This is a genomic window from uncultured Flavobacterium sp., from assembly GCF_951805225.1.
Taxonomy (GTDB): Bacteria; Bacteroidota; Bacteroidia; order Flavobacteriales; family Flavobacteriaceae; genus Flavobacterium.
In genome coordinates this window covers 155,863-176,723 of the sequence record NZ_OX638201.1, presented here as the reverse complement: position 1 = coordinate 176,723, position 20,861 = coordinate 155,863, and the positions used below count along the sequence as shown (strand labels likewise).

Sequence of the window (20,861 nt, the reverse complement as noted above, 5' to 3'; positions counted from 1 at the left end):
GTTTTTTAAATCGTTATAAAAATTAAGAGATATTTAACCGTTGGTTTATGGCTTCCCGTAAGGTTTGTAAATTAAAAGTAAGTAAGTTTGAAACCGTTTAATAGTAATATGTCAACCTTTACGACATTTTATATCACTGATAATCAATTTTAAATAATAAAAAACCAAAACAATGAAACTAATACTTGCTGCTTTACTTTTTATTTTAAACCTTACATTATCTGCACAATCCAACAATTTTGCTGGCGATTATACACGTTCACTTAATGAGGAAGGAAAACATATAATCGAATATAAATTGACTTTAAATCAAGACGGAACATTCATCTTTCATTCGTACAAAAAAATACAAGGCGGAATTCCTCCTGAAGAAAACAAATACGGAAAAGGAAAATGGGCTGGAAAAAACAAAATGATCACTTTTTCGACAGATAAAAAAGAAGATTTTGACGAAAAATATACTTTGGATTTTAATAAATCTACAGCGCGATTTGTAACCAAAAATCCGCGCGACAAAACCGATCAAATCGTTAAAACAAGACTTACATTTCTGGAATCAGAAATTCCTTGGATGCAAAAAATTGATATTTTTAAAGTATAAAATTTAGTATTTAAATTAGCCTGAAAACAATTTTATAAAACCCGAAAATGCGCAAAAGTCTAAAAGATTCTTGCGCATTTTTTGTTAAATACTCTCCAACTTTTTTAGTTATTTATATAAATCTTCAATAGAAATTACTAAAAAAAATCCTCAGACTTTTCATCACTACACAAATCAGATTATCTACTGCATCCAAAGCAAAACACCTTTTTTTGGGCATTGTAAAATTTTTCTCAATAATAGAAATTACGGATTTCCGTAAAATAACTGAATTAGAAGAAGTTAGTTTTGAATAAATATTTCAGACCAATTTTGGTTTTGAAGTGTTTTTTGAGATAAATATTTACCAAAATAGTTTGTCTCTAAAAAATATCAGGTTGAAGAAAATCTTTTTGAACCTAAAAAAAACTAATTAAGACCAAATAATTAATTCTAAAATTAACTACAATGAGTAAAAAATCAATTCAGGCAACAGATCTCTTTTTGGCAGTACTTGCCATATTATTAATTAGCGTAAGTTTTTACCAAACCTGGCTTGGACTAGACCAAATTTTTGGTCCTGCATCGTTTATAATTGCTTTGGTTTTATCCCTTTTATTATTGTTTTTAGTATGGATGCTAAGAGTTGCAAAAATAGAAGGTCGTTCGACTTCAAGCCTTGTGGGCATTTATATTTTTATCGCATCATTTTGCTTTATGGCAAATTTTAATGCTTTGTACACAAGATTTATGCGAACTGATATTTATACGACCGAATTAAGGGATATAAATGAACGTTTTAATAATCTTGAATCTGATGTTCAATCGAAGTTAAGTTATAAATATAACGGCGCAACTGCCCAAAATATTGAAATTAAGAAAAAACAAATGATGGAACAGATAAAAGATCCGGGAAATAAAGGAATGGGAACCAGAGCGCAATCCCTGATAAGAGATATTGAACAATTAACGGGACAAAAAGTCGATTTTCTGACTCCTGTTCGTAACGATTATGATGATTTGGCCGAAAGAATGGGACGCCAAATTGACAACATGATTTCGGATCTTTCTCCTGAAGAAAAAGCTTTAAAAACAGATATTAATAATGCTGTTTTAAAATGGAACAAAAAGATTCAGGATTTATTATTGCTTTCTAAAAAAGAAAAAGATGATATCTCTCAGGGATTAATCGATGAATCATTAACAGAATATAATAAGTTAGGCAATCGTGCTCATACCGTTTTAGGCGATGATAAATTTAAATTCACACCCGAAGTTTCAAAAACACAAGACGTTGGAAAAATTGGATTTGCTTTTGACCACGCGATTAAAAACTTCGGAATGTATCAATTTGTTGTCTTAATGGGATGTATTTTATTAGATTTTGTTATCGTCATTATTGTATTATTGGTTACCCCAAATAATGGAAGCAGCAGTAATTCAAGTGTATTTAACGGAAACAAAAGAAGTGGCAAAGTATTAATTGCAAAAAACTAAAACTATTTAAAATGACTAACGAAAACAACACTTTAAAGCCTTTGTCTTTTGATGATGACAAATTAAAACCTATTTCTTTTGAGACAAAAAATGAGCCGAAATCTACTTTTGTTCCTTTGGCAAATGCCGGTACGAATGACATAAAAAATAAAGACAGCAATTTTGTTTTCTTTTTTGGTGTTGGAGAATCCGGTAAATCTGTTATTCTTTCTTCGATTCTGTATTATTTAAGTTCGCAAGCCGGAGTTTTACGTCCAAAATTAGGAACTCCAAATTCAAAAGAAGCGCAAGTTTTACTGACTGATTTTTTTGAAAATATCAGACAAGGTATTTTACCAAGCAGAACAACACGCGATCAGGTTACCAGATTAGATTTGATATTTGAGCCTAATAATAAATCTAAAAAAGTCCCTCCTATTAACCTGACTTTTCTGGAAACTTCGGGCGAAAATCATAAAGATATTAGCCGAGGCGGAACCTATCATAGTAGCATCGAAGCTTATTTGAATGCTAATATTCCGCTGACTTTTATAATTGTTACCAGTTTTGATATGGCGCATTTAGAAGATACATTGATAAACGAATTTCTGGATGAATTGGAAAGAAAAGGTAAGAATCTGAAATCTATAAATGTGATTTTAGTAGTTTCTAAATGGGATAAATCCGGTAGAACAGATGTTTCTAATGAAGAGGAATTAGAAAATTTTATTAACGAACGTTTACCCCGAACAAACAACAGAATAAACTCGTATGAATTAAATAAAACGTATTTCACAATTGGCAACATTGAAAATAATGGAGACGGAGAAAGAATAACGCTTTTGAATTTAGATCCTGCCGAAGTATTATCTAATTGGCTTTACGAGAGCGTTGTAGGTTATCCGTTAGATTATGAAGGAACATTTTGGGAACGATTAAAATTTAGCTTTTAAACGATATGACACAAAATATATATTTGGTAGCATTTGGGACATTTGGAAATCCATACGGTTTTAGACAATCTTTTTTTAAAGCTGAAAATCAAAATGTTGCAAAATCAATCAGAACATTTGACTTAAACACAAATGCAATTAAATTAGTCGAAAACAGTACAATATATGCTATTCGTAAAGAAGTGGCAAGCGGATTGAATTCAATATCTTATTCAAAATATTCTTTTGCAAAAGAACAAAATTCTGATCGTGGCGGTACTTTTATTGGCGCCAGTATTTTTTTTACATCTGAAATTGCCGAAGAAAATCTTACGATTACTAAACTAAACGAATTTCACACCATATTAGTTAGTAAAAATGTTGCTGATAAAACGATAATGGTCAATCATTCTGATAATTTTTCTGCAGATATACCTCAGGATTTCGACAAACTTAGTTTTAATCTTAAAGGTCTTGACGAACCTTCGAACTTCAATTTATCGAATTCTAATTTGGTTGTTTATTCTCCTCTGGATTCAAGTAAATTGCAACATAATTTTAAAAAATCATTAGAATTACTAAACAGTTTCGATACGATTTTCTTTACTGATAATGAAGAAATTGCAAAATTCACTCATAGCAAAGGCCTTTATAAAACAACCGATGAAAAAGGATTTGACAATGAAATTCAAATTCTGAGAGAAGAAAAAAAGAAACGACTACAATTATTATTAAATGATTTCGAAAGAGAAATAACTGAGCTTGAAGAAAACAAAAAAATAACGGTTAAAAATCTTAAAGAAAGTATCGAACAAAATTCAAGAATACACCATGAAAATGGCAGAAAAATCGAGGATTCTAAAAAACAGATTCATGTTCTTGAAAATAAATATTCTGAGTTTTCAAAAAAGATAAAAGAGGCTATAAATTATATTAATTCCGACAGAAAAATTGAAGAAGTAAAACTGTTTCACAATGAAAATAAACGTGAATTTATAAATTTTGTGAATCAAAATACGCAACCTCAATATTTGAACAGCCTTAATAACATTCAATCAAAGACAAATTTAACCACAAACCATCAGCAAAACTCTGATTTTTTGTCACAGAATTTCGGTTTCCAAAAGAAAGAAAAAACAAAAAGAGAGAAAACATTTAGAATCTTTGAATTCCTTTCGGTTTTATTTTTTCTTTTATGGATTTTGACATCTCTTTATCATTTTTTCCCAGAAATATTGAATCTAAATAAATGAAGATAATAGCAATCTTAATAAACGTATTAAATCAAAGTCTTTTGTAAATTTGAAATATCGATTTTATAAATAAACAATATTGACAAGTATAAGCCGTAGCGCTATTGAAATGCGACATTATTAAATAAACCATGACAAAACCCCAAACCGAAACCCTAAAACCAAAACAACATTTTGAAATCCTTGACGGATTAAGAGGAATAGCCGCCGTGGCAATTGTAATTTTTCATTTTATGGAAATAGTTCATCCTCCAAACGAAAATTTTATCTCGCATGGTTTTCTGGCGGTTGACTTTTTCTTTTGCCTTTCCGGATTTGTGATTGCCTACGCTTATCATGACCGAATTGGTAAAATGAAACTTACTGATTTTTTCAAATTAAGATTGATAAGGTTGCATCCTTTGGTTGTTTTTGGTTCTATTTTAGGTTTGTTGGCTTTTCTTTTTGATCCTTTTGGCGGTAATCCTGAAAGTTATCAAATTGGTAAAGTAATTTTGATTTTTCTGGCTTCGATTTTTCTGATTCCGTTTCCGGTAATGGCAGATCGATATTTCAACATCTTTGGTTTGAATGCGCCGGGTTGGTCTTTGTTTTGGGAATATATTGCGAATATTTTTTACGCACTTTTCCTTTATAAATTAAGTCGACGTTTGCTCTTTTTATTAACCGTTTTTGCTGCTATCGGTCTTTGTTTTGTCAGTCATCGCGCGGGAGGTTCCTTAATGGGCGGATGGAGCGGAGAAACTTTTTGGGATGGTTGTGCGCGTATTTCGTATTCGTTTTTGGCAGGAATGTTAATTTATCGTTCCAATTGGATTATCAAATCAAAACTAGGTTTTATAGGATTATCGATATTACTTCTTGCAACGTTTTTCATGCCTTTTTCTGACTGGAATTGGTTAACAGAACCTGTAGTCGTTCTACTCTATTTTCCGTTATTGATTGTATTAGGAGCCGGAGCAACTTTGGCACCAGGATTCAAAAAAATATGCGTCTTCTTTGGGCAAATTTCTTATCCTTTATACATGACGCATTATGCTGTAATGTGGATATTTGCCAACTATTACGCCAAGTATAAACCGGATACTTCTCAATTGACTTTTATTGTTATTATTGGAACAATTCTTCTTGTGGGAATCGCCTATTTAACCATGATTTTTTATGACACTCCTGTTCGAAAGTATTTAACGGATAAGAGAAAGAAAATTTAATCTCGCAATCCCGATAGCTATCGGGAGCAAAGACGCTAAATTTTTTCTCGCAGATTTGGCAGATTGAGCAGATTTCATGTTATGTTCTGCGTATATCTGTTGTAATCTTTTAAAAATCTGCGTGAAACAAAAAACTTTACGCGTATACAACATTAAAAAAGAACCTTTGTCCCTTTGTTCCTAAGAACCTTTGCTCCTTTCTTATAAAAAATCCTTAATTTCGCCTTTAAATTAGAAGGAGAAAAATGAAGGTATGTATTGCTGAGAAACCAAGTGTAGCACGTGAAATCGCATCCGTTTTGGGTGCTAATACCAAACACGACGGATATTACGAAGGCAATGGTTATGCTGTGACCTATACTTTTGGGCATTTATGTACTTTAAAAGAACCTAACGATTATAAACCACACTGGAAAAGTTGGGATTTGAACAATTTACCCATGCTTCCGGAGAAATTCGAAACCAAAGTCGTTGAGAATTCAGGAATCCAAAAGCAATTTAAAATTGTAAAAAGCTTATTCGACAAAGCCGAAGTTGTCATAAACTGCGGGGATGCCGGACAAGAAGGAGAATTGATTCAGCGTTGGGTTATGAACGAAGCGCATTACAAAGGCGAAGTACAGCGTTTGTGGATTTCGTCCCTAACAACTGAAGCTATAAAAGAAGGTTTCGAAAACTTAAAACCTTCTGAAAACTACGATAATTTATTCTACGCCGGATTTTCAAGAGCGATTGGCGACTGGTTATTGGGTATGAATGCTACACGTTTGTACACCGTAAAACATGGTGGTTACAAGCAAGTATTGTCTATTGGACGCGTGCAAACTCCAACATTGGCAATGGTTGTTGATCGCTGGAAAGAGATCGAAAACTTTAAACCTCAACCTTATTGGGAATTACAGACTTTATATAGAGAAACTCTTTTTAGTTATGAAGAAGGTCGTTTTCTAAAAAAAGAAGACGGAGAACTTCTCGCCAATAAAGTCAAAGAAAGTGAGTTCGAAATTGTTTCTGTAGATAAAAAGAACGGAAACGAATATGCGCCTAAACTATTTGATTTAACGGGTTTACAGGTTTATTGCAATACCAAATTTGGATTTTCGGCAGATGAAACGCTTAAAATTGTACAAACTTTGTACGAGCAAAAAGTCGTAACATATCCCAGAGTTGATACTACTTTCTTACCAAATGATATTTACCCAAAAGTACCTGGAATTCTGCAGAAATTATCCAAATATGCCGAATTAACGCAACCGCTTTTAGGAAAAAAAATAAAAAAATCGCCTAAGGTTTTTAACGATAAAAAAGTAACGGATCACCACGCGATTATTCCAACGGGAATAGAAAGTAATCTGCAATACAATCAGCAGCAAGTATATGACATTATTACGAGACGTTTTATTGCCGTATTCTATGATGATTGTTTGGTTGCCAATACAACTGTAATAGGAAAAGCAGCCGATGTAATGTTCAAAACTACCGGAAAAGTGATCTTAAAAAAAGGTTTCCGTGTTGTTTTTGAAGATCCGAATGCCAAAGAAAAAGAAGCTGATTTATTACCGAATTTTGTTGTGGGAGAAAAAGGTCCGCATGAACCTTTGTTTTTAGAAAAAGAAACTAAACCGCCCAATCAGTTTACAGAGGCAACTTTACTGCGTGCGATGGAAACCGCTGGAAAACAAGTCGATGACGAAGATTTACGAGAATTAATGAAAGAAAACGGTATTGGTCGTCCGTCAACACGAGCGAATATTATCGAAACTCTTTTTAAGCGTCAATATATTGTTCGAAATAAAAAGCAGGTTTTACCAACTCCTACAGGAATTCAGCTTATAGATACGATTCAAAATGAATTGATTAAATCGGCTGAACTTACAGGTTCTTGGGAGAAGCAATTGAAAGATATCGAAAAAGGAACTTTTACTGCTGGAGCTTTTATTAAAAACATGAAGCGAATGGTTGAAGCTTTGGTTACCGAAGTACGAAGCGAAACCAGACACGCTAATATTTCGCATACAACAGCAACTCAAAAAGAAGTTGTAAAAGTCGAGAAAAAGAAAGCTGCAGGAATTTTGGCAGAAACTTGTCCGAAATGTCAAAAAGCAACCTTAATAAAAGGAAAATCAGCTTACGGATGTGGTAATTACAAAGCTGGCTGCGATTTTGTATTGCCTTATACTTTTGCAGAGAAAAAAATAACCGAAAGTCAGTATTTAAGATTGGTTCAAAAAGGATCGACAGTAAATATAAAAGGTTTTAAAACCGATGAAGGAACTGTGGAAGGTTTGATTCGTTTTGAAGAAAATTACAAACTTAAATTAGAAACGAAGAAAACGGCTCCAAAGGCAAAAGCAAAACCTACTGCAACAACTGATTCTGAAGCATTAACATGTCCGAAATGTAAAAAAGGAACAATCATGAAAGGGAAAACCGCTTATGGTTGTGGCGATTATAAATTGGGTTGTGATTTTAAAGTTACTTTTGACGATGTAAGAGCCAAACTAAAAGATCAAAAACCAACTAAAGAACTGGTTTATTCGATTTTACAAGAAAGCATTTAATTTTTGTTTCACGCAGATTCTGCAGATTTTCGCGAATTTTTGTTTCACGCAGATTTAAAAAGATTTGAGCTGATCTTCTCAGACTTGTATAATTCTAAATCAAAATTAAATCTGCCAAAATTTGCAGAATCTGCGTGAAACAAAATCATTTTAATCCTTTTAATCTGTGGCAAATTTCAAAAATTAATTCGCGTAAATTTGTGAAATTCGTGGCAAACTATTTTATAAATTAGCCTTTCAATCTAACACCGAAAAATCAAAATATATGTTTCAAAAAATTACTCTTTTAGTGCTTTTAGTAGCTGTTGTTTCTTGTCAAAAAAAGGAATCTGTTGAAAAAGATAAAATCAAAATTGCAGATTGGCTTATCGGAAACTGGGAAAACAAATCTCCGGACGGCGTTCTAACTGAAAACTGGATCAAACTAAACGACAGTACTTTTAGCGCTGCATCATACTTCATAAAAGGAAAAGATACTTTGCATTTAGAAAATATTGTTTTGGCTCAAAAAGGTGAAACTTTAACTTATTTTGCGACTGTAAAAGGTCAAAATGATGAGAAACCTGTTCCATTTCAATCAACTGCGGAATCTGATAAACAATTGGTTTTCGAAAATCCGAAACACGATTATCCTCAAAAAATTACTTATACAAAAGGTGCTGATAATACTTTGACAGCTGAAATTTCAGGGAATTTGCAAGGAAAAGTAAGTTCTGAGAAGTTTGTAATGACTAAGAAATAGATCAATGACAAAGAAAATAAATTATGTTCAGATAATTTTTCATTTCATTGGAACCTATTTTATTATATTTTCTTTTCAGTCGTTTTCATGGCTTAAGGATTTAAAAATAATAGAACTTACAGAAATTCATGGCGCTAGAAATGTTTTTGACAATCAGGAAAAATATGGAATAACTCCAGTAGACATTGCTTTGATTAGTTTTTGGCCAAGTGTAGCTTGTTTAGTGGGAATTGTTTTTGGATTTATAACATCAATTGTGATTTCAAAAATTAAAAAATGGTCTATTTTAAATAGCTTTATCGTTCTTATAATAACTTATCTTTTATACCGATTTCATCTTTTAGGCTGGGATTATATTCGGAAATTTTTATCAGTTGGTCGATTTATAGATGATTATCAATCGATTTTTATTATCAATGGTTCATTATTATTGATTATTGGACTTATAATTTTCTTTTCAAAATGGACAAATAGAATTATCCAGAATCAGTATCAAAAAACAAACTAAATGAGAAAACACTTTGTTTTGTTTTTAGTTTTGTTTTCCATTTTCGGTTGCAGCAGCAAAACTCAAGATACATTCCAGAACATTTGGGAAGATTTCTCATTTAATAGAACGGTCTCAAATAGTACCCAAATAGTTATAAAAGCTTACGATTCAACATTGACTAATAAAAGAATTAATGTTGAAGCTTATATTCCAACGAAAACTTATAAAACCAGTACGAAAAAACAACTTGAAGACTTTGACAAAATATTTGTAAATACTGAAAAAACAGATTATTGTTGTTGTCCAAGAAGCTCTTATTCTATTCATTTTTTAAACAAAAAAGAAGAACTAGACTGTTTCTATGTAGACACTATTGAATTTAAAAACAAAGTAAGAATCTGCGAAACGAGTTATCAATTTTCCTATATTATTGATAAACAAAATTGGAAAGATTATCTTAATGAATTAGAAAATAAATAATCTAATTTCACCGCAATTCCAGAAGAATCAAAAAAGAACCAAAGGTTCGGAAAATATTGTAGAGCTGGACTTTAGTCCAGTTTAAAACAAAAAAATGTTCACGAGCGAGACGCTCGCACCAGCGTTAAAAAAGAAAAAACCCTAGAACCTCAGCAACTTAGAATCTTAGAAACTTCAAAGATCTATTCCTTCTCCCCGATCTTATTCACCATCAAAATCATCAATATCCCTAAAAGCGCCATTACTAGAAACGCAAATTTCATACTTAAATATTCAGAGATAAAACCAACCATTGGCGGAACCAATAAAAAACCAAGATAACCAATTGTAGATATAGAAGTTAATGCAGAACCGCTGCTTAATTTTGAAGATCTTCCGGCGATGCTAAATACTAACGGAACGACACAAGAAACCCCAACTCCGATTAAGATATAGCCGAAAAAAGTTGGATAAATAAAAGGGAATAAAAAGCAAATTAAAAATCCTACCGTGATCAAAATTCCGCTGTAAAGCAGGATTCGTTTTGTTCCAAATTTCATAACTCCATAATCTCCAAACAAACGTCCTAAAGTTACTGCTGTTGCAAAAAACACAAATGCTGCACTGGTTAACTTTGGCGAAGCATGTAATATATTTTCAAAATAAATACCGCTCCAATCGTACATCGTATTTTCGCACGCCATTGAGACAAAGCAAATTATAGCGAACTTAATCAGATTTTTTTCCGGCATCGAAAAGAATTTCTTTTTAACCGGTACGGGCTCATTATGAATACTCAGCGGATAAAAACAAGCTGTAAGTCCCATCATAAAAATACTTACACCCAATAAATGATGCGACGGCGCAATATGTTTTGATACCATTACATAACCTAAACCTGCTCCCGCAAAAACAGCTATACTCCAAACGGCATGAAAACGGGTTATGATCGATTGTGGATATAATTTTTGAACTTCCAGAGATTGTGCATTAATCGATAAATTAAAAATATTACGAGAAGCTCCAAAAATCAAAAGTATAATAACCAACTGCCATACAAAGGCCGCCAAACCTGGCAAAGAAAGCACAATATTAAACATAATTGCGCCCAAAAGCATGATATAACGGCTGCTGTATTTATTCAATAATTTTCCTGTAAAAGGCATTGTTAGCATTAATCCAATTGGAAAAGCAAATAAAACAGTTCCAAATTGAGCTTCTGATAAATGCAACTGCGCTTTTATATGAGGAATTCGGGAAACCCAAGAAGAATATCCAAATCCGGAAAGGAAAAAAAACACAGTATTTGCTAAACGGAATCCTTTTGGCGAATTCTGTAGTTTCTTCAAAAAAGGTAAAATCATGAGGAGAATTTCATTTAAAATGCAAAATTAAGCCTTTTGAAGTGTAACGTCTACCCTTTTCGGAATTTTTAACAAAAGTCAGAAATTTAAGTCAATTTCTTTATTTTTCGCAACTTTTAGAAAAAAGTTTACCAAAATATAACAAAAAATACATCAAATCAAGTCAATTAATATTTGTTAAGGAAATATTAATTTTTACATTTGCATTGTTTTTATTCATTCTAAATAAAAACAAAATTTTAACCAACTTTAATAAAAATGAAATATTCTACTGCGAAAACCTATCGTTTTCTATTTACAATCAGTTTTCTATTCACTGTTTTCAGCTCTTTTGCGCAACAAAACTTTGGAAAAATAAAAGGAACAATCACAACTTCAGATGGCGACGCTGCTGCTGGTGTAAATGTGATTCTTAAATCTTCAAAATATGGTACGACTACCAATGACGATGGTAGTTTTGAATTGAACAGAGTACGAGCGAATACTTATACTTTACAAATATCTTTAACAGGTTACGAAACTACAGAACAAGTAGTTGTTGTTGCAGAAACAGAAACTTCAACTGTTAACTTACAATTGAAGGTTTCAAACAAAGAATTACACGAAGTTGTGGTGAATGGCAAAAAAAGCATCTTATCTAAAAAAACAGATTACGTTGCCAGAATGCCACTAAAAAACCTTGAAAATCCTCAGGTTTACAGTGTGATTCAAAAAGAACTTTTGCAGGAACAAATTTCTGTAGACATTAGAAGTGCAGTTGTAAATGCACCTGGTGTAACTACCAAAATTTATCCTTCGGGAGGACTTGAAATTTCTTTCAGAGGATTTAGTACCGGAGTTAATGCCCGAAACGGAATGGAAAATATGACAGGTCGAAGCTCTATTTCTATCGATAATGCAGAACGTATTGAGGTTCTTAAAGGACCTTCGGGAACATTATTCGGATCGTCTGTATCGTCTTTTGGAGGTGTCGTAAATCTTGTTACCAAAAAACCTTTTGAAGGTAAAAAAACGGAGGTTTCTTATACTGGAGGAAGCTTCGGTTTAAACCGACTTGCTCTTGATATCAATACTCCGTTAACGCAAGATAATAAAGTACTGTTTCGATTAAACACTTCTCTAAATACTGAAAAAAGCTTCTTAGACTATGGTTTTAATAAAACATTCCTGATTGCGCCAAGTCTTGTTTATAAAGCAACGGATAAATTAACATTAAGTGTTGATACTGAAATCTTCAGCGTGAATAACACGCGCCCTACTTACGGACGTTCGTATGCTGCGGGAATTACAAACCCAACGGATCTACAAATAGACTACAGAAAGAGTTTATTTCATGATGATCTTGATGCCAAAACTTCATCTACAAAAGTTTTTGTTCAGGCAGAATATCAATTGGCAGATAATTGGAAATCTACGACGCTTTACTCTTTTATAGACGAAAATGTAGATCGCAGTTATCAATATTACACGAAATGGACTTCACCAACTGAAGTTCTAAGAAGTGTATCTCGTTTTGGACCAATTTCTAATCAATTTACGAATATCCAAGAAAATATTAATGGTGAATTTTCTACCGGAAGTATCAAACACAAACTATTAGTAGGTGTAAATTACAGATTTTCAAAAGGTACTTTTAATTATGGAGCAACACCAGTTTTGGACACTATTGATGTAACAAAGCCTTTTGAACCTATTCGAAAAAAACAGGTTGATGCAGCTTTATCTCAACTTACATATCCGGCTCCGGACGAACAAATCTTTAGTGTTTATGCTTCGGATGTAATCAGTTTTACAGATCGTTTATCTGCAATGTTGAGTCTTCGTCTAGACAACTTCGTTCAGAAAGATCTTGTAGATGTTCCTGGATATAACCAAACGGCTTTATCTCCAAAATTAGGTTTGGTTTATGAAGTGGTTAAAAATCAGGTTTCTTTATTTGGAAATTATATGAATGGTTTTCAAAATTCAGGTCCTGTAAATCAGCCTGACGGAAGCTTATTAGTCTTAAAACCAGTTTATGCAAACCAATACGAAGGTGGTGTAAAAGTTGAAGCTTTCAATAAAAAATTAAGCACTACATTAAGTTACTACAACATTACTATTGATAATGCGACTAGAACAACTCCTGACGGATTTAGTGTTCAGGATGGTAAACAAGTAAGTAAAGGTTTTGATTTTGAACTTATTGCAAATCCTATCGAAGGCTTTAATGCTGTGGTTGGTTATGCTTATAATGATAATCGCATCGTAAAATCATCAGATGCTAGTATCGAAGGAAACAAAGCCAGCGGAGCGCCGGAAAATGTAGTTAACTTTTGGCTTTCTTATAAATTTCAAAACGTGTTAAAAGATTTCGGACTTGGTTTTGGAGGAAATTATGTAGACAAACAATACAAATTTGAAGACGAAAGTTTCTACGCTCCATCGTATTCTGTTTATAATGCAACTGTATTTTATGATCAGCCAACTTGGAGACTTGGTGTTAAATTCAACAACATAAACAACAAAAAATACTGGGATTCTTATGGAATGGCTCAGACTCCGTCAAACGTATTAGTAAACTTGACCTTGAAATTTTAAGCAAAGTATTTTATCAAAAACACCTCAATTCCAGAGGTGTTTTTTTAATAAATCATCTATTTTTTTATAAAAAAACGTTTAATGACCTTTAAAAAAATCATACTTAAAATTCATTTATGGCTGGGTTTAGGCTCGGGTCTAATTATAGTTATTCTGGGTATTACAGGCTGTATTTATGTTTTTGACGAAGAATTAAGACCTATAGTTTATCACGATAGTTATTATGCCGATGAAACTAAAAACGAGCAAAAACCGCTATCTGAATTACTGAAAATTACGCAAGATTCTATTGGAAAAGACAAACCTATAAATGCGCTAAATATCCAAAATGAAAAAAATGCAACCGTAACATTATATACCAATAAAACGATCGAAAACAAAAATGCGATTTGGTATTGGGACACTACAGAATATAATTATCATATTTATATTAATCCTTTTACAGGAAAAATTCAGAAGATAGAAGATGCTACAACGGAGTTTTTTGAGGTTGTTTTCTCTCTGCATTGGAGTTTATTACTGACAAATGACATTGGTCAGCCAATTGTTGGAATTGCAGTAATCATATTTATTATCTCCCTAATTACGGGACTTATACTTTGGTGGCCCAAAAATAAAGCTGCTGCAAAACAACGTTATTGGTTTCGCTGGAAAAACACAACACAATGGAAACGCAAAAATTATGACTTGCATAATATTCTCGGATTTTATGTAACCATTCTTGCCTTGCTTATTGCGCTTACAGGTTTGGTTTGGTCGTTTGAATGGGTTAATAATGGCGTAAAATGGATTGCAAATGGTGGTCAGACTATCGAAAATACGCAGAAGGAAATAAAATCAGATGTTTCGAAAAAAAGCAATCAAAATCCGCTGGATAAAATCTATGCTACGCTAAAAAATGATTTTCCAAATGCAGAAAGCTACAACATTTCAATTCCCGAAGATTCTCTACAATCGCAATTTGTATTTGTGGATAATGGCGGAAGTTTTGACAAAATCCTACTTCAATTTGATCAATATACCGGAAAATTATTAGATAAGAAAACCTATGATGACCGAAATAACGGCGACAAAATACGCTCGCTAAACTATGATATTCACGCTGGTGGCATATTGGGATTACCGGGAAAAATATTGGCTTTTTTCGCTAGTTTTATTTGTGCAAGTCTTCCTGTAACCGGATTTTATATTTGGTGGGGAAGAAATAATAAGAAGAAAAAAACGAAATAAAAATGCCTGAAAAATCATTTTTAACATCAAATTTATCGTTGTTTTTGAATTTTATTTTTAATTAATCTAAATAAGACTTAAGTTTGTAGAAATAATAATATTTACAAAAATTTAAACTTCATCTTATGAAATCTAAAACTTTAAAATCAATAACGTTTTTATTTTTAATGTTGGTTGCAAGTCCTGCAATATTCGCACACGCACTTTGGATCGAAACTAAAGCAACGGGAACTAAAGGAAAAGCACAAGAAATTTCCGTTTTCTTTGGAGAATTTTCAGATAACGATATTACAAAAGCAGACAAATGGTTTTCTGATTTAAAAGACTTTACTTTAGTATTGGTTTCTCCTTCAAAAAAAGAAACAAAACTTACTGCAAAAGCTTTAGATAATAAATATCAGGCCTTTTTTACTCCAGATGAAGATGGAGTTTATACTATTGTAATGCATCATACGGTAAAAGATGTTTACGGAACTATGAAATTAGATTACAACTCAAGCGCAACTGTAGTTGTGGGAAATAAAACGGCGGGAAATTATGCAACTGCGAATAATAATATTATCGGTTTGTTTAGTGAAAATGCTGATATCGCAAAAAAGAATTTAAAAATTGATGGTTTTGCTTTATACGAAGGAGTATCGGCAAAAAAACAAAAAATAAAAGTTATTGCTCCAAACGGATGGGAAAAAGAATTATGGACAGATGATAAAGGACATTTTTCTTTTACACCAATCTGGTCAGGGAATTACATGGTAGAATTTGCTTATACTGAAAAAGCTGCCGGAGATCATAACGGCAAAAAATATGACGAAATCTGGAAAATGGCAACTTACTTAATTTCAGTAAAATAATATACCCACTTTTATTTCTTAATAGAAATAAATCTATTGAAACCTTGTTCTTTTGAGCAAGGTTTTTTTATGCCGAAAAAGTAAAAATCATAAAACTCGTTATAGAATTTCGGCTAACCTTTAATTTAGAAAACCAAACAATTAAGACAATCTTAAGAAAGAACTAAGCAAGGTTTAAGTGCTTAAATATCTCTAAAAATTTTGTTAAAGCATTAATGTGAACTTATATTTGCAAAAAATTATTTTTATTAAATCTAAATAAGCATCATGAAATATAATTTACTACTTGCTTTATCTTTTATAAGTTTTGCGTCTTACAGTCAAAACTATACGAACGCAGAAAGCGGTTCTGCGGTAAATGATACTGTAAAAAATAAAAAAGGAGAAATTCTTAATGAGGTAATTGTTACTAAAAATAAAGAACCAAAACCTGTTACAGCTGTTCGTTCTGGTTTGAAACCAATGGATAATCCTCAAAGTATACAAGTTATTGGCTCTGAAGTTATAGAGCAACAACAAGCTATTCGTTTAAGCGAAGTCATAAAAAACGCTAATGGAGTTTATGTAAGTTCTGCTCGTGGTGGAGCTCAGGAATCTTTCTTCTCAAGAGGATACGATATGAGTACCAACAATATGTTTAAAAATGGATTTCGTTATAATTCAGGTTCTATTCCCGATGTTTCAGGCTTAGAAAAAGTTGAATTCCTAAAAGGTGGTTCTGCTTTATTATTTGGAAATGTTGCTCCGGGTGGTGTATTAAATTTGGTAACTAAAACACCATCATTCAAAAGTGGTGGCGAAATTTCGATGCAAATGGGAAGTTTCTCTTTTTATAAACCTTCTTTTGATTTTTACGGACCTCTTAATAAGTCTATTGCTTTTAGAATCAATGGTTCTTATGAAAACTCAGAAAGTTTTAGAGATGTTGTAAAAAATGAGCGTTTATATGTAAATCCATCTTTGCTTTTCATTGTCAATCCTAAAACACAAATTACAGTTCAGGGAGATTATCTAACTGCAGATTGGACTCCGGATTTTGGTACGGGAATTATAGGAAAACAAATTCTTGATTTACCGCGTAATGCTTTTTACGGTTCTCTTTGGTCTAATGGTAACACAAAATCTGCCAGCGCATCGGTATTATTAAATCATGATTTCAATAAAAACTGGAAACTTAATTTTAATAGTTCATTCCAGACTTATAATAGAGGTCAAAAATCTACAGCTCAATTGTCTAATCTAGATGATACTAAAATATATCCAGTTCCTGGTTACTGGAATAGAGGATTAACTCAGACAAAAAACTTAGAGCAAATTCTTGGAGACCAATTAAGCCTTCAAGGAAACTTTAATACAGGATCTGTAAAACATCAAATCTTTACAGGTGCAGATTGGGAAAATTCATTTGCAACCGCTTACACTTACGCTTTTAGCGAAAAAGCAGTTAAAGTAAATGGTAAATATGATCCGAGTCTTTATGATACTATCAATCTTTTTGATTTCGATCCTTCGACACAAAGAAACGATATTCCGAATGCAAGAGCTACTCAAATCGCAAAAACAGAAACGAATCGTTTTGGTGCCTATTTTCAAGACTTGATTTCTATTACAGATAAATTCAAAGTTTTAGCTGGTGTTCGTTGGTCTTGGCAAGAAGCTGAAGTAACAACTTACAAAGAAACACTTGTTAGCGGAGTTCAAACCGTGAGTCCGGAAAAAGCAACGCCTGTTGTTGGTAGCAAAAAACTGGATAATGCTTTTTCTCCAAAATTTGGATTGATTTACCAACCAATTAAAGAAATCTCTTTGTTTGGTAGCTATTCAAGTTCATTTACTCCAAATACAGGAACAACTGCAGATTTAAAACCAATTGCTCCATCAATTATTGATCAATATGAAGCAGGAATCAAAACAGATTTCTTAAACGGACTTTTTGGTGCAAATGTTACAGTTTATCAAATTACGAACAGTAATTTAGCACAAACAGCTGAATTTAAAGCTGACGGAACAACTCCAAACATTGACACTAACGTAAAAGTTTTAAGTGGAGAAACTAAAAGTAAAGGTATCGAAATTGACCTTACAGCAAGACCAGTTGAAGGTTTAAGTATTATTGCAGGTTACAGTTATAATGATATGCGTTATACCAAAACTTCAGGTTTAAACGGAAGTTTTATCGAAGGTGATCGTTTAGCAAGAACTCCTGCAAATACAGCAAATTTAAGTTTCTTCTATACCTTGCAAGATGGTTTCTTTAAAGGAGTTTCTGTTGGAGCTATTGGAAACTATATTGGAAAAAGAACTGGAGGTTGGAACAGTCAATACGATTCTACTAAACCAAACGGAATCTGGGACAGAGAAATTCCACTTGAAGGATATACAACAATAGATGTATCGGCTGGTTATACTTGGAGAAAAATTTCAATCTTATGTAAATTATCAAACATTACAAATGAGTTGAATTACACCGTTCACGAAAATTACAGTGTGAATCCAATCGCGCCTCGTCAAATCTTGACAAGCTTAAGATACAAATTCTAAAAATATTTGAATTAGTTTAGATCACCAAAGCTTTTTCTGCAACTTTCATTCTTAAAAATCAGAAGAAGTTTTGGCTTTCAGAAAACCTCATTTAGCAATAAATGAGGTTTTTTGTTTTCAAAAAAGAAAACACTTTAATTATGTTACTTTTGTTGTCTCAATAACGCTAAAATAAAAATTCTAAACATGTCAGATTCCAGGAAAAACCAATTACAAAAAAGTCTCGGATTAAGTTTTAATATCGCTGTTTTGATTGGAGGAACAATTGGCGTTGGAATTTTAAGAACTCCCGGAACAATTGCATCAATGTTAGATAATTATTGGCTTATTGTTGCATCTTGGCTTTTTGGCGGATTGTTTGTCTTAATTGGTGCAAATTCTTATGCAGAACTGGCTACAATGCTTCCTAAAGCCGGAGGATCTTACAATTATATCAAAAGAGCTTTTGGCAATTATGCCGGATTTCTTTCAGGTTGGTTTGATTATATTACCAATGCTATTCCGCCTGCTTTTTACTGCATTGTAATAAGTGAATATATTATAATTTTATTTCCCGATCTTAAAAATTATTCGACCGAAATGGCGATTTCTCTCTTAATTGCCTTTGTTTTATTACACGTAAGCGGCGTAAAAAACGGAAGCACAATTCAGCAAATTACCAGTTTCTTAAAAGTGATTTGTTTTTTTGCTTTGGTTGTTGCTTGTTTTATGTATTCGGGAGTGAAATTGGCTCCAATTCCAAAAGACAATACTGCGGTTCAAATTGGTTTATTATTTGGATTTTTCAAATCACTTCAACTTATTATCGGAACTTATAACGGTTGGAATAGCGTTTGCTTTTTTGCAGAAGAAAATGATAATCCGGGCAAGAATATTCCAAAGTCATTGTATAGCGGCGTTTTACTGGTAATCGCAATTTATATTTTAATAAACGTTGCCTTCTTTTATGTTTTGCCTGTTGAAAATGTTGCGAAATCAAATTTGGCTGCAGCCGATGTTGCCAATATAATTTTCGGAAAAAACGGAGCAATTATCGTTACCGTAATTTCTATTTTCTCTTTGATTAGTATTCTGAATGCTTTTATGATGATTCCTCCAAGAATTCTATACGGATTAAGCCGCGATGGTTTTTTTATCGAAAAAGGAACAACTGTAAACAAAGGCGGAACTCCAATTGTGGCACTTTTGGTTTCATCATTATTTAGCTTATTTCTGATTTGTATTGGTTCGTTTGAAGTCTTATTTTCATTTGCAGCCTTCACTTCGATTATCGTTTGGGGATTAGCCTATTGTTCCCTTATAAAACTCAGAAAATCAGAACCGGATTTACCAAGACCTTATCGCTCTGCTTGGTATCCTTGGACAACTATTATTGCAATTGCAGCTTCATTGGCATTATTAATTGGTTTTGTATTTAGCGATCCTAAAAGCTTTATAATTATTGTTGGTATAACGTTGATTTCTTATCCTTTGTTTTTGATTTTGAAAAGAAGGAAGTAATAAATTAAAAACTTGAAATCAAACTTATAACATAAGTTTAATCAAATAAAAAAGCCTTTTTTTAAATTACATTTGCCAATTTTATAGTTATTATAATTAAAATAAATTACAAAGTATCTACTTTTCTTAAACAAATTCTAAATGAATAAATTAAAACCTCTAATTGTATTATTACTGCTAATCATCACCTCTTGTTCAGAAAATGAAACAAAAGAAACAAAAGAAACAATAGAAACAATAGATCCTAATGAACCGGTAAAAGAAAATACTAAGCCTCTAATCAAATCTATAACGGAGATAAACCCTTCAAGTGGCTCAGTAACAACTTTTACTTATAATGCTTTTAAAATCAAAGAAGCTACAACAATTGGTACTAATGTTGGTCTTTTAAAAATAACCTATAGCTATACTGAAGATTTAATAACTCAACAAAATGGTTACGTAGAGGACCAACTATATTTTAGCACCGACTACACTTATGAGAATAACAGATTAAAGACTGCTATTTTTAAACACACAAATAGCGGAACTATTTTCCCCGCGATGAATCAAACTAAGTATGTCTATAATTATGTCTCCGAAAATCTTGTAGAGATTTATGTTTATACCTATTCTAATAATGATTGGGTACCAACCGGTTCTCTTCCTCAAGTAAAAATATATTTCAATAACAGCAACATTATAAAAAGAGAAAGATTCAGTTCAAAAGGCCTAATTACATCTACACTTAATTACGAATATGACGACAAACCTAATATATACAAAAACATCACAGGGTTTGACAAATTGTACTTTACAGATTCATTTGAAAATGTTTTTAATAGACATTTTGATATTAAAGACATCAATAATTCTAACAATGTAACGTTTTTTACTGAACAAATGAATTCAATTTATACTGAAACTAAGCGCTATAGCTACGATCTTAATACAGATGGCTACCCTAAAGAAAAACGTCATCACTATGATAATAACAACGTCGATCGATACCTTATAGAAAAAACTTTTACTTATTATTAATTTTTTTTAGATGCCATAAAAATTAAAAAATCCCAATCCTGAAGAATTTCAGTATTGGGATTTTATATTTA

The 20,861-nt window shown here is 32.3% G+C and carries 16 protein-coding genes; 15 read left to right on the top strand and 1 reads right to left on the bottom strand.

Annotated features, from left to right (window positions below):
• Positions 1-172 precede the first annotated feature (172 nt).
• The 9 genes from WN975_RS00780 to WN975_RS00740 all read left to right on the top strand — a co-directional run bounded on the left by WN975_RS00780 (position 173) and on the right by WN975_RS00740 (position 9,725).
• A complete protein-coding gene (locus WN975_RS00780; RefSeq protein WP_337964763.1) occupies positions 173-601 on the top strand; it encodes a hypothetical protein in 429 nt (142 codons plus the stop codon).
• A gap of 447 nt (positions 602-1,048) precedes the next feature.
• Entirely contained in the window at positions 1,049-2,077 is a 1,029-nt protein-coding gene (locus tag WN975_RS00775; RefSeq protein ID WP_337964762.1) for a hypothetical protein, read from the top strand.
• An 11-nt stretch (positions 2,078-2,088) separates the two neighbouring features.
• Positions 2,089-3,009, top strand: a complete 921-nt coding sequence (locus tag WN975_RS00770) for a hypothetical protein (RefSeq protein WP_337964761.1) — start codon at positions 2,089-2,091, stop codon at positions 3,007-3,009.
• Positions 3,010-3,014: 5 nt separating this feature from the next.
• On the top strand, positions 3,015-4,241 hold the full coding sequence (locus WN975_RS00765; RefSeq protein WP_337964760.1) for a hypothetical protein: 1,227 nt from the start codon (positions 3,015-3,017) through the stop codon (positions 4,239-4,241).
• 131 nt (positions 4,242-4,372) lie between these two features.
• Positions 4,373-5,452, top strand: coding sequence for an acyltransferase (locus WN975_RS00760; protein ID WP_337964759.1), 1,080 nt, complete (start codon positions 4,373-4,375; stop codon positions 5,450-5,452).
• 245 nt (positions 5,453-5,697) lie between these two features.
• Entirely contained in the window at positions 5,698-8,013 is a 2,316-nt protein-coding gene (locus WN975_RS00755) for a DNA topoisomerase 3 (RefSeq protein WP_337964758.1), read from the top strand.
• A gap of 265 nt (positions 8,014-8,278) precedes the next feature.
• Positions 8,279-8,755 carry a DUF6265 family protein gene (locus tag WN975_RS00750; protein WP_337964757.1) on the top strand — a complete coding sequence of 159 codons (477 nt, stop codon included), beginning with the start codon at positions 8,279-8,281 and terminating at the stop codon, positions 8,753-8,755.
• A 4-nt stretch (positions 8,756-8,759) separates the two neighbouring features.
• Positions 8,760-9,263: a hypothetical protein gene (locus WN975_RS00745; RefSeq protein ID WP_337964756.1), complete on the top strand. Its 504-nt coding sequence runs from the start codon at positions 8,760-8,762 to the stop codon at positions 9,261-9,263.
• Positions 9,264-9,725 carry a hypothetical protein gene (locus tag WN975_RS00740; protein ID WP_337964755.1) on the top strand — a complete coding sequence of 154 codons (462 nt, stop codon included), beginning with the start codon at positions 9,264-9,266 and terminating at the stop codon, positions 9,723-9,725.
• Positions 9,726-9,907: 182 nt separating this feature from the next.
• Here the strand turns inward: WN975_RS00740 and WN975_RS00735 are convergent, their stop codons facing one another.
• Complete coding sequence (locus WN975_RS00735) at positions 9,908-11,068, bottom strand: MFS transporter (RefSeq protein ID WP_337964754.1); 1,161 nt, start codon at positions 11,066-11,068, stop codon at positions 9,908-9,910.
• A 258-nt stretch (positions 11,069-11,326) separates the two neighbouring features.
• Here WN975_RS00735 and WN975_RS00730 point away from each other — a divergent pair, with 258 nt between their 5' ends.
• The 6 genes from WN975_RS00730 (at position 11,327) to WN975_RS00705 (ending at position 20,790) form a co-directional block, all read left to right on the top strand.
• Positions 11,327-13,648, top strand: coding sequence for a TonB-dependent receptor (locus tag WN975_RS00730; protein WP_337964753.1), 2,322 nt, complete (start codon positions 11,327-11,329; stop codon positions 13,646-13,648).
• 81 nt (positions 13,649-13,729) lie between these two features.
• Positions 13,730-14,878 carry a PepSY-associated TM helix domain-containing protein gene (locus tag WN975_RS00725; RefSeq protein WP_337964752.1) on the top strand — a complete coding sequence of 383 codons (1,149 nt, stop codon included), beginning with the start codon at positions 13,730-13,732 and terminating at the stop codon, positions 14,876-14,878.
• Positions 14,879-15,003: 125 nt separating this feature from the next.
• Positions 15,004-15,729, top strand: coding sequence for a hypothetical protein (locus tag WN975_RS00720; protein ID WP_337964751.1), 726 nt, complete (start codon positions 15,004-15,006; stop codon positions 15,727-15,729).
• Positions 15,730-15,996: 267 nt separating this feature from the next.
• Positions 15,997-18,270, top strand: a complete 2,274-nt coding sequence (locus tag WN975_RS00715) for a TonB-dependent siderophore receptor (RefSeq protein ID WP_337964750.1) — start codon at positions 15,997-15,999, stop codon at positions 18,268-18,270.
• A gap of 186 nt (positions 18,271-18,456) precedes the next feature.
• Positions 18,457-19,770 (top strand): amino acid permease, encoded by a 1,314-nt coding sequence (locus WN975_RS00710; protein WP_337964749.1) that lies wholly within the window; start codon positions 18,457-18,459, stop codon positions 19,768-19,770.
• Positions 19,771-19,911: 141 nt separating this feature from the next.
• Positions 19,912-20,790 carry a hypothetical protein gene (locus WN975_RS00705; RefSeq protein ID WP_337964748.1) on the top strand — a complete coding sequence of 293 codons (879 nt, stop codon included), beginning with the start codon at positions 19,912-19,914 and terminating at the stop codon, positions 20,788-20,790.
• The last annotated feature ends 71 nt before the right edge of the window (positions 20,791-20,861 follow it).

Coding starts and splice junctions, on each gene's coding strand:
- WN975_RS00780 (WP_337964763.1), top strand. CDS start 173: ATGAAACTAATACTTGCTGCTTTACTTTTTATTTTAAACCTTACATTA.
- WN975_RS00775 (WP_337964762.1), top strand. CDS start 1,049: ATGAGTAAAAAATCAATTCAGGCAACAGATCTCTTTTTGGCAGTACTT.
- WN975_RS00770 (WP_337964761.1), top strand. CDS start 2,089: ATGACTAACGAAAACAACACTTTAAAGCCTTTGTCTTTTGATGATGAC.
- WN975_RS00765 (WP_337964760.1), top strand. CDS start 3,015: ATGACACAAAATATATATTTGGTAGCATTTGGGACATTTGGAAATCCA.
- WN975_RS00760 (WP_337964759.1), top strand. CDS start 4,373: ATGACAAAACCCCAAACCGAAACCCTAAAACCAAAACAACATTTTGAA.
- WN975_RS00755 (WP_337964758.1), top strand. CDS start 5,698: ATGAAGGTATGTATTGCTGAGAAACCAAGTGTAGCACGTGAAATCGCA.
- WN975_RS00750 (WP_337964757.1), top strand. CDS start 8,279: ATGTTTCAAAAAATTACTCTTTTAGTGCTTTTAGTAGCTGTTGTTTCT.
- WN975_RS00745 (WP_337964756.1), top strand. CDS start 8,760: ATGACAAAGAAAATAAATTATGTTCAGATAATTTTTCATTTCATTGGA.
- WN975_RS00740 (WP_337964755.1), top strand. CDS start 9,264: ATGAGAAAACACTTTGTTTTGTTTTTAGTTTTGTTTTCCATTTTCGGT.
- WN975_RS00735 (WP_337964754.1), bottom strand. CDS start 11,068: ATGATTTTACCTTTTTTGAAGAAACTACAGAATTCGCCAAAAGGATTC.
- WN975_RS00730 (WP_337964753.1), top strand. CDS start 11,327: ATGAAATATTCTACTGCGAAAACCTATCGTTTTCTATTTACAATCAGT.
- WN975_RS00725 (WP_337964752.1), top strand. CDS start 13,730: ATGACCTTTAAAAAAATCATACTTAAAATTCATTTATGGCTGGGTTTA.
- WN975_RS00720 (WP_337964751.1), top strand. CDS start 15,004: ATGAAATCTAAAACTTTAAAATCAATAACGTTTTTATTTTTAATGTTG.
- WN975_RS00715 (WP_337964750.1), top strand. CDS start 15,997: ATGAAATATAATTTACTACTTGCTTTATCTTTTATAAGTTTTGCGTCT.
- WN975_RS00710 (WP_337964749.1), top strand. CDS start 18,457: ATGTCAGATTCCAGGAAAAACCAATTACAAAAAAGTCTCGGATTAAGT.
- WN975_RS00705 (WP_337964748.1), top strand. CDS start 19,912: ATGAATAAATTAAAACCTCTAATTGTATTATTACTGCTAATCATCACC.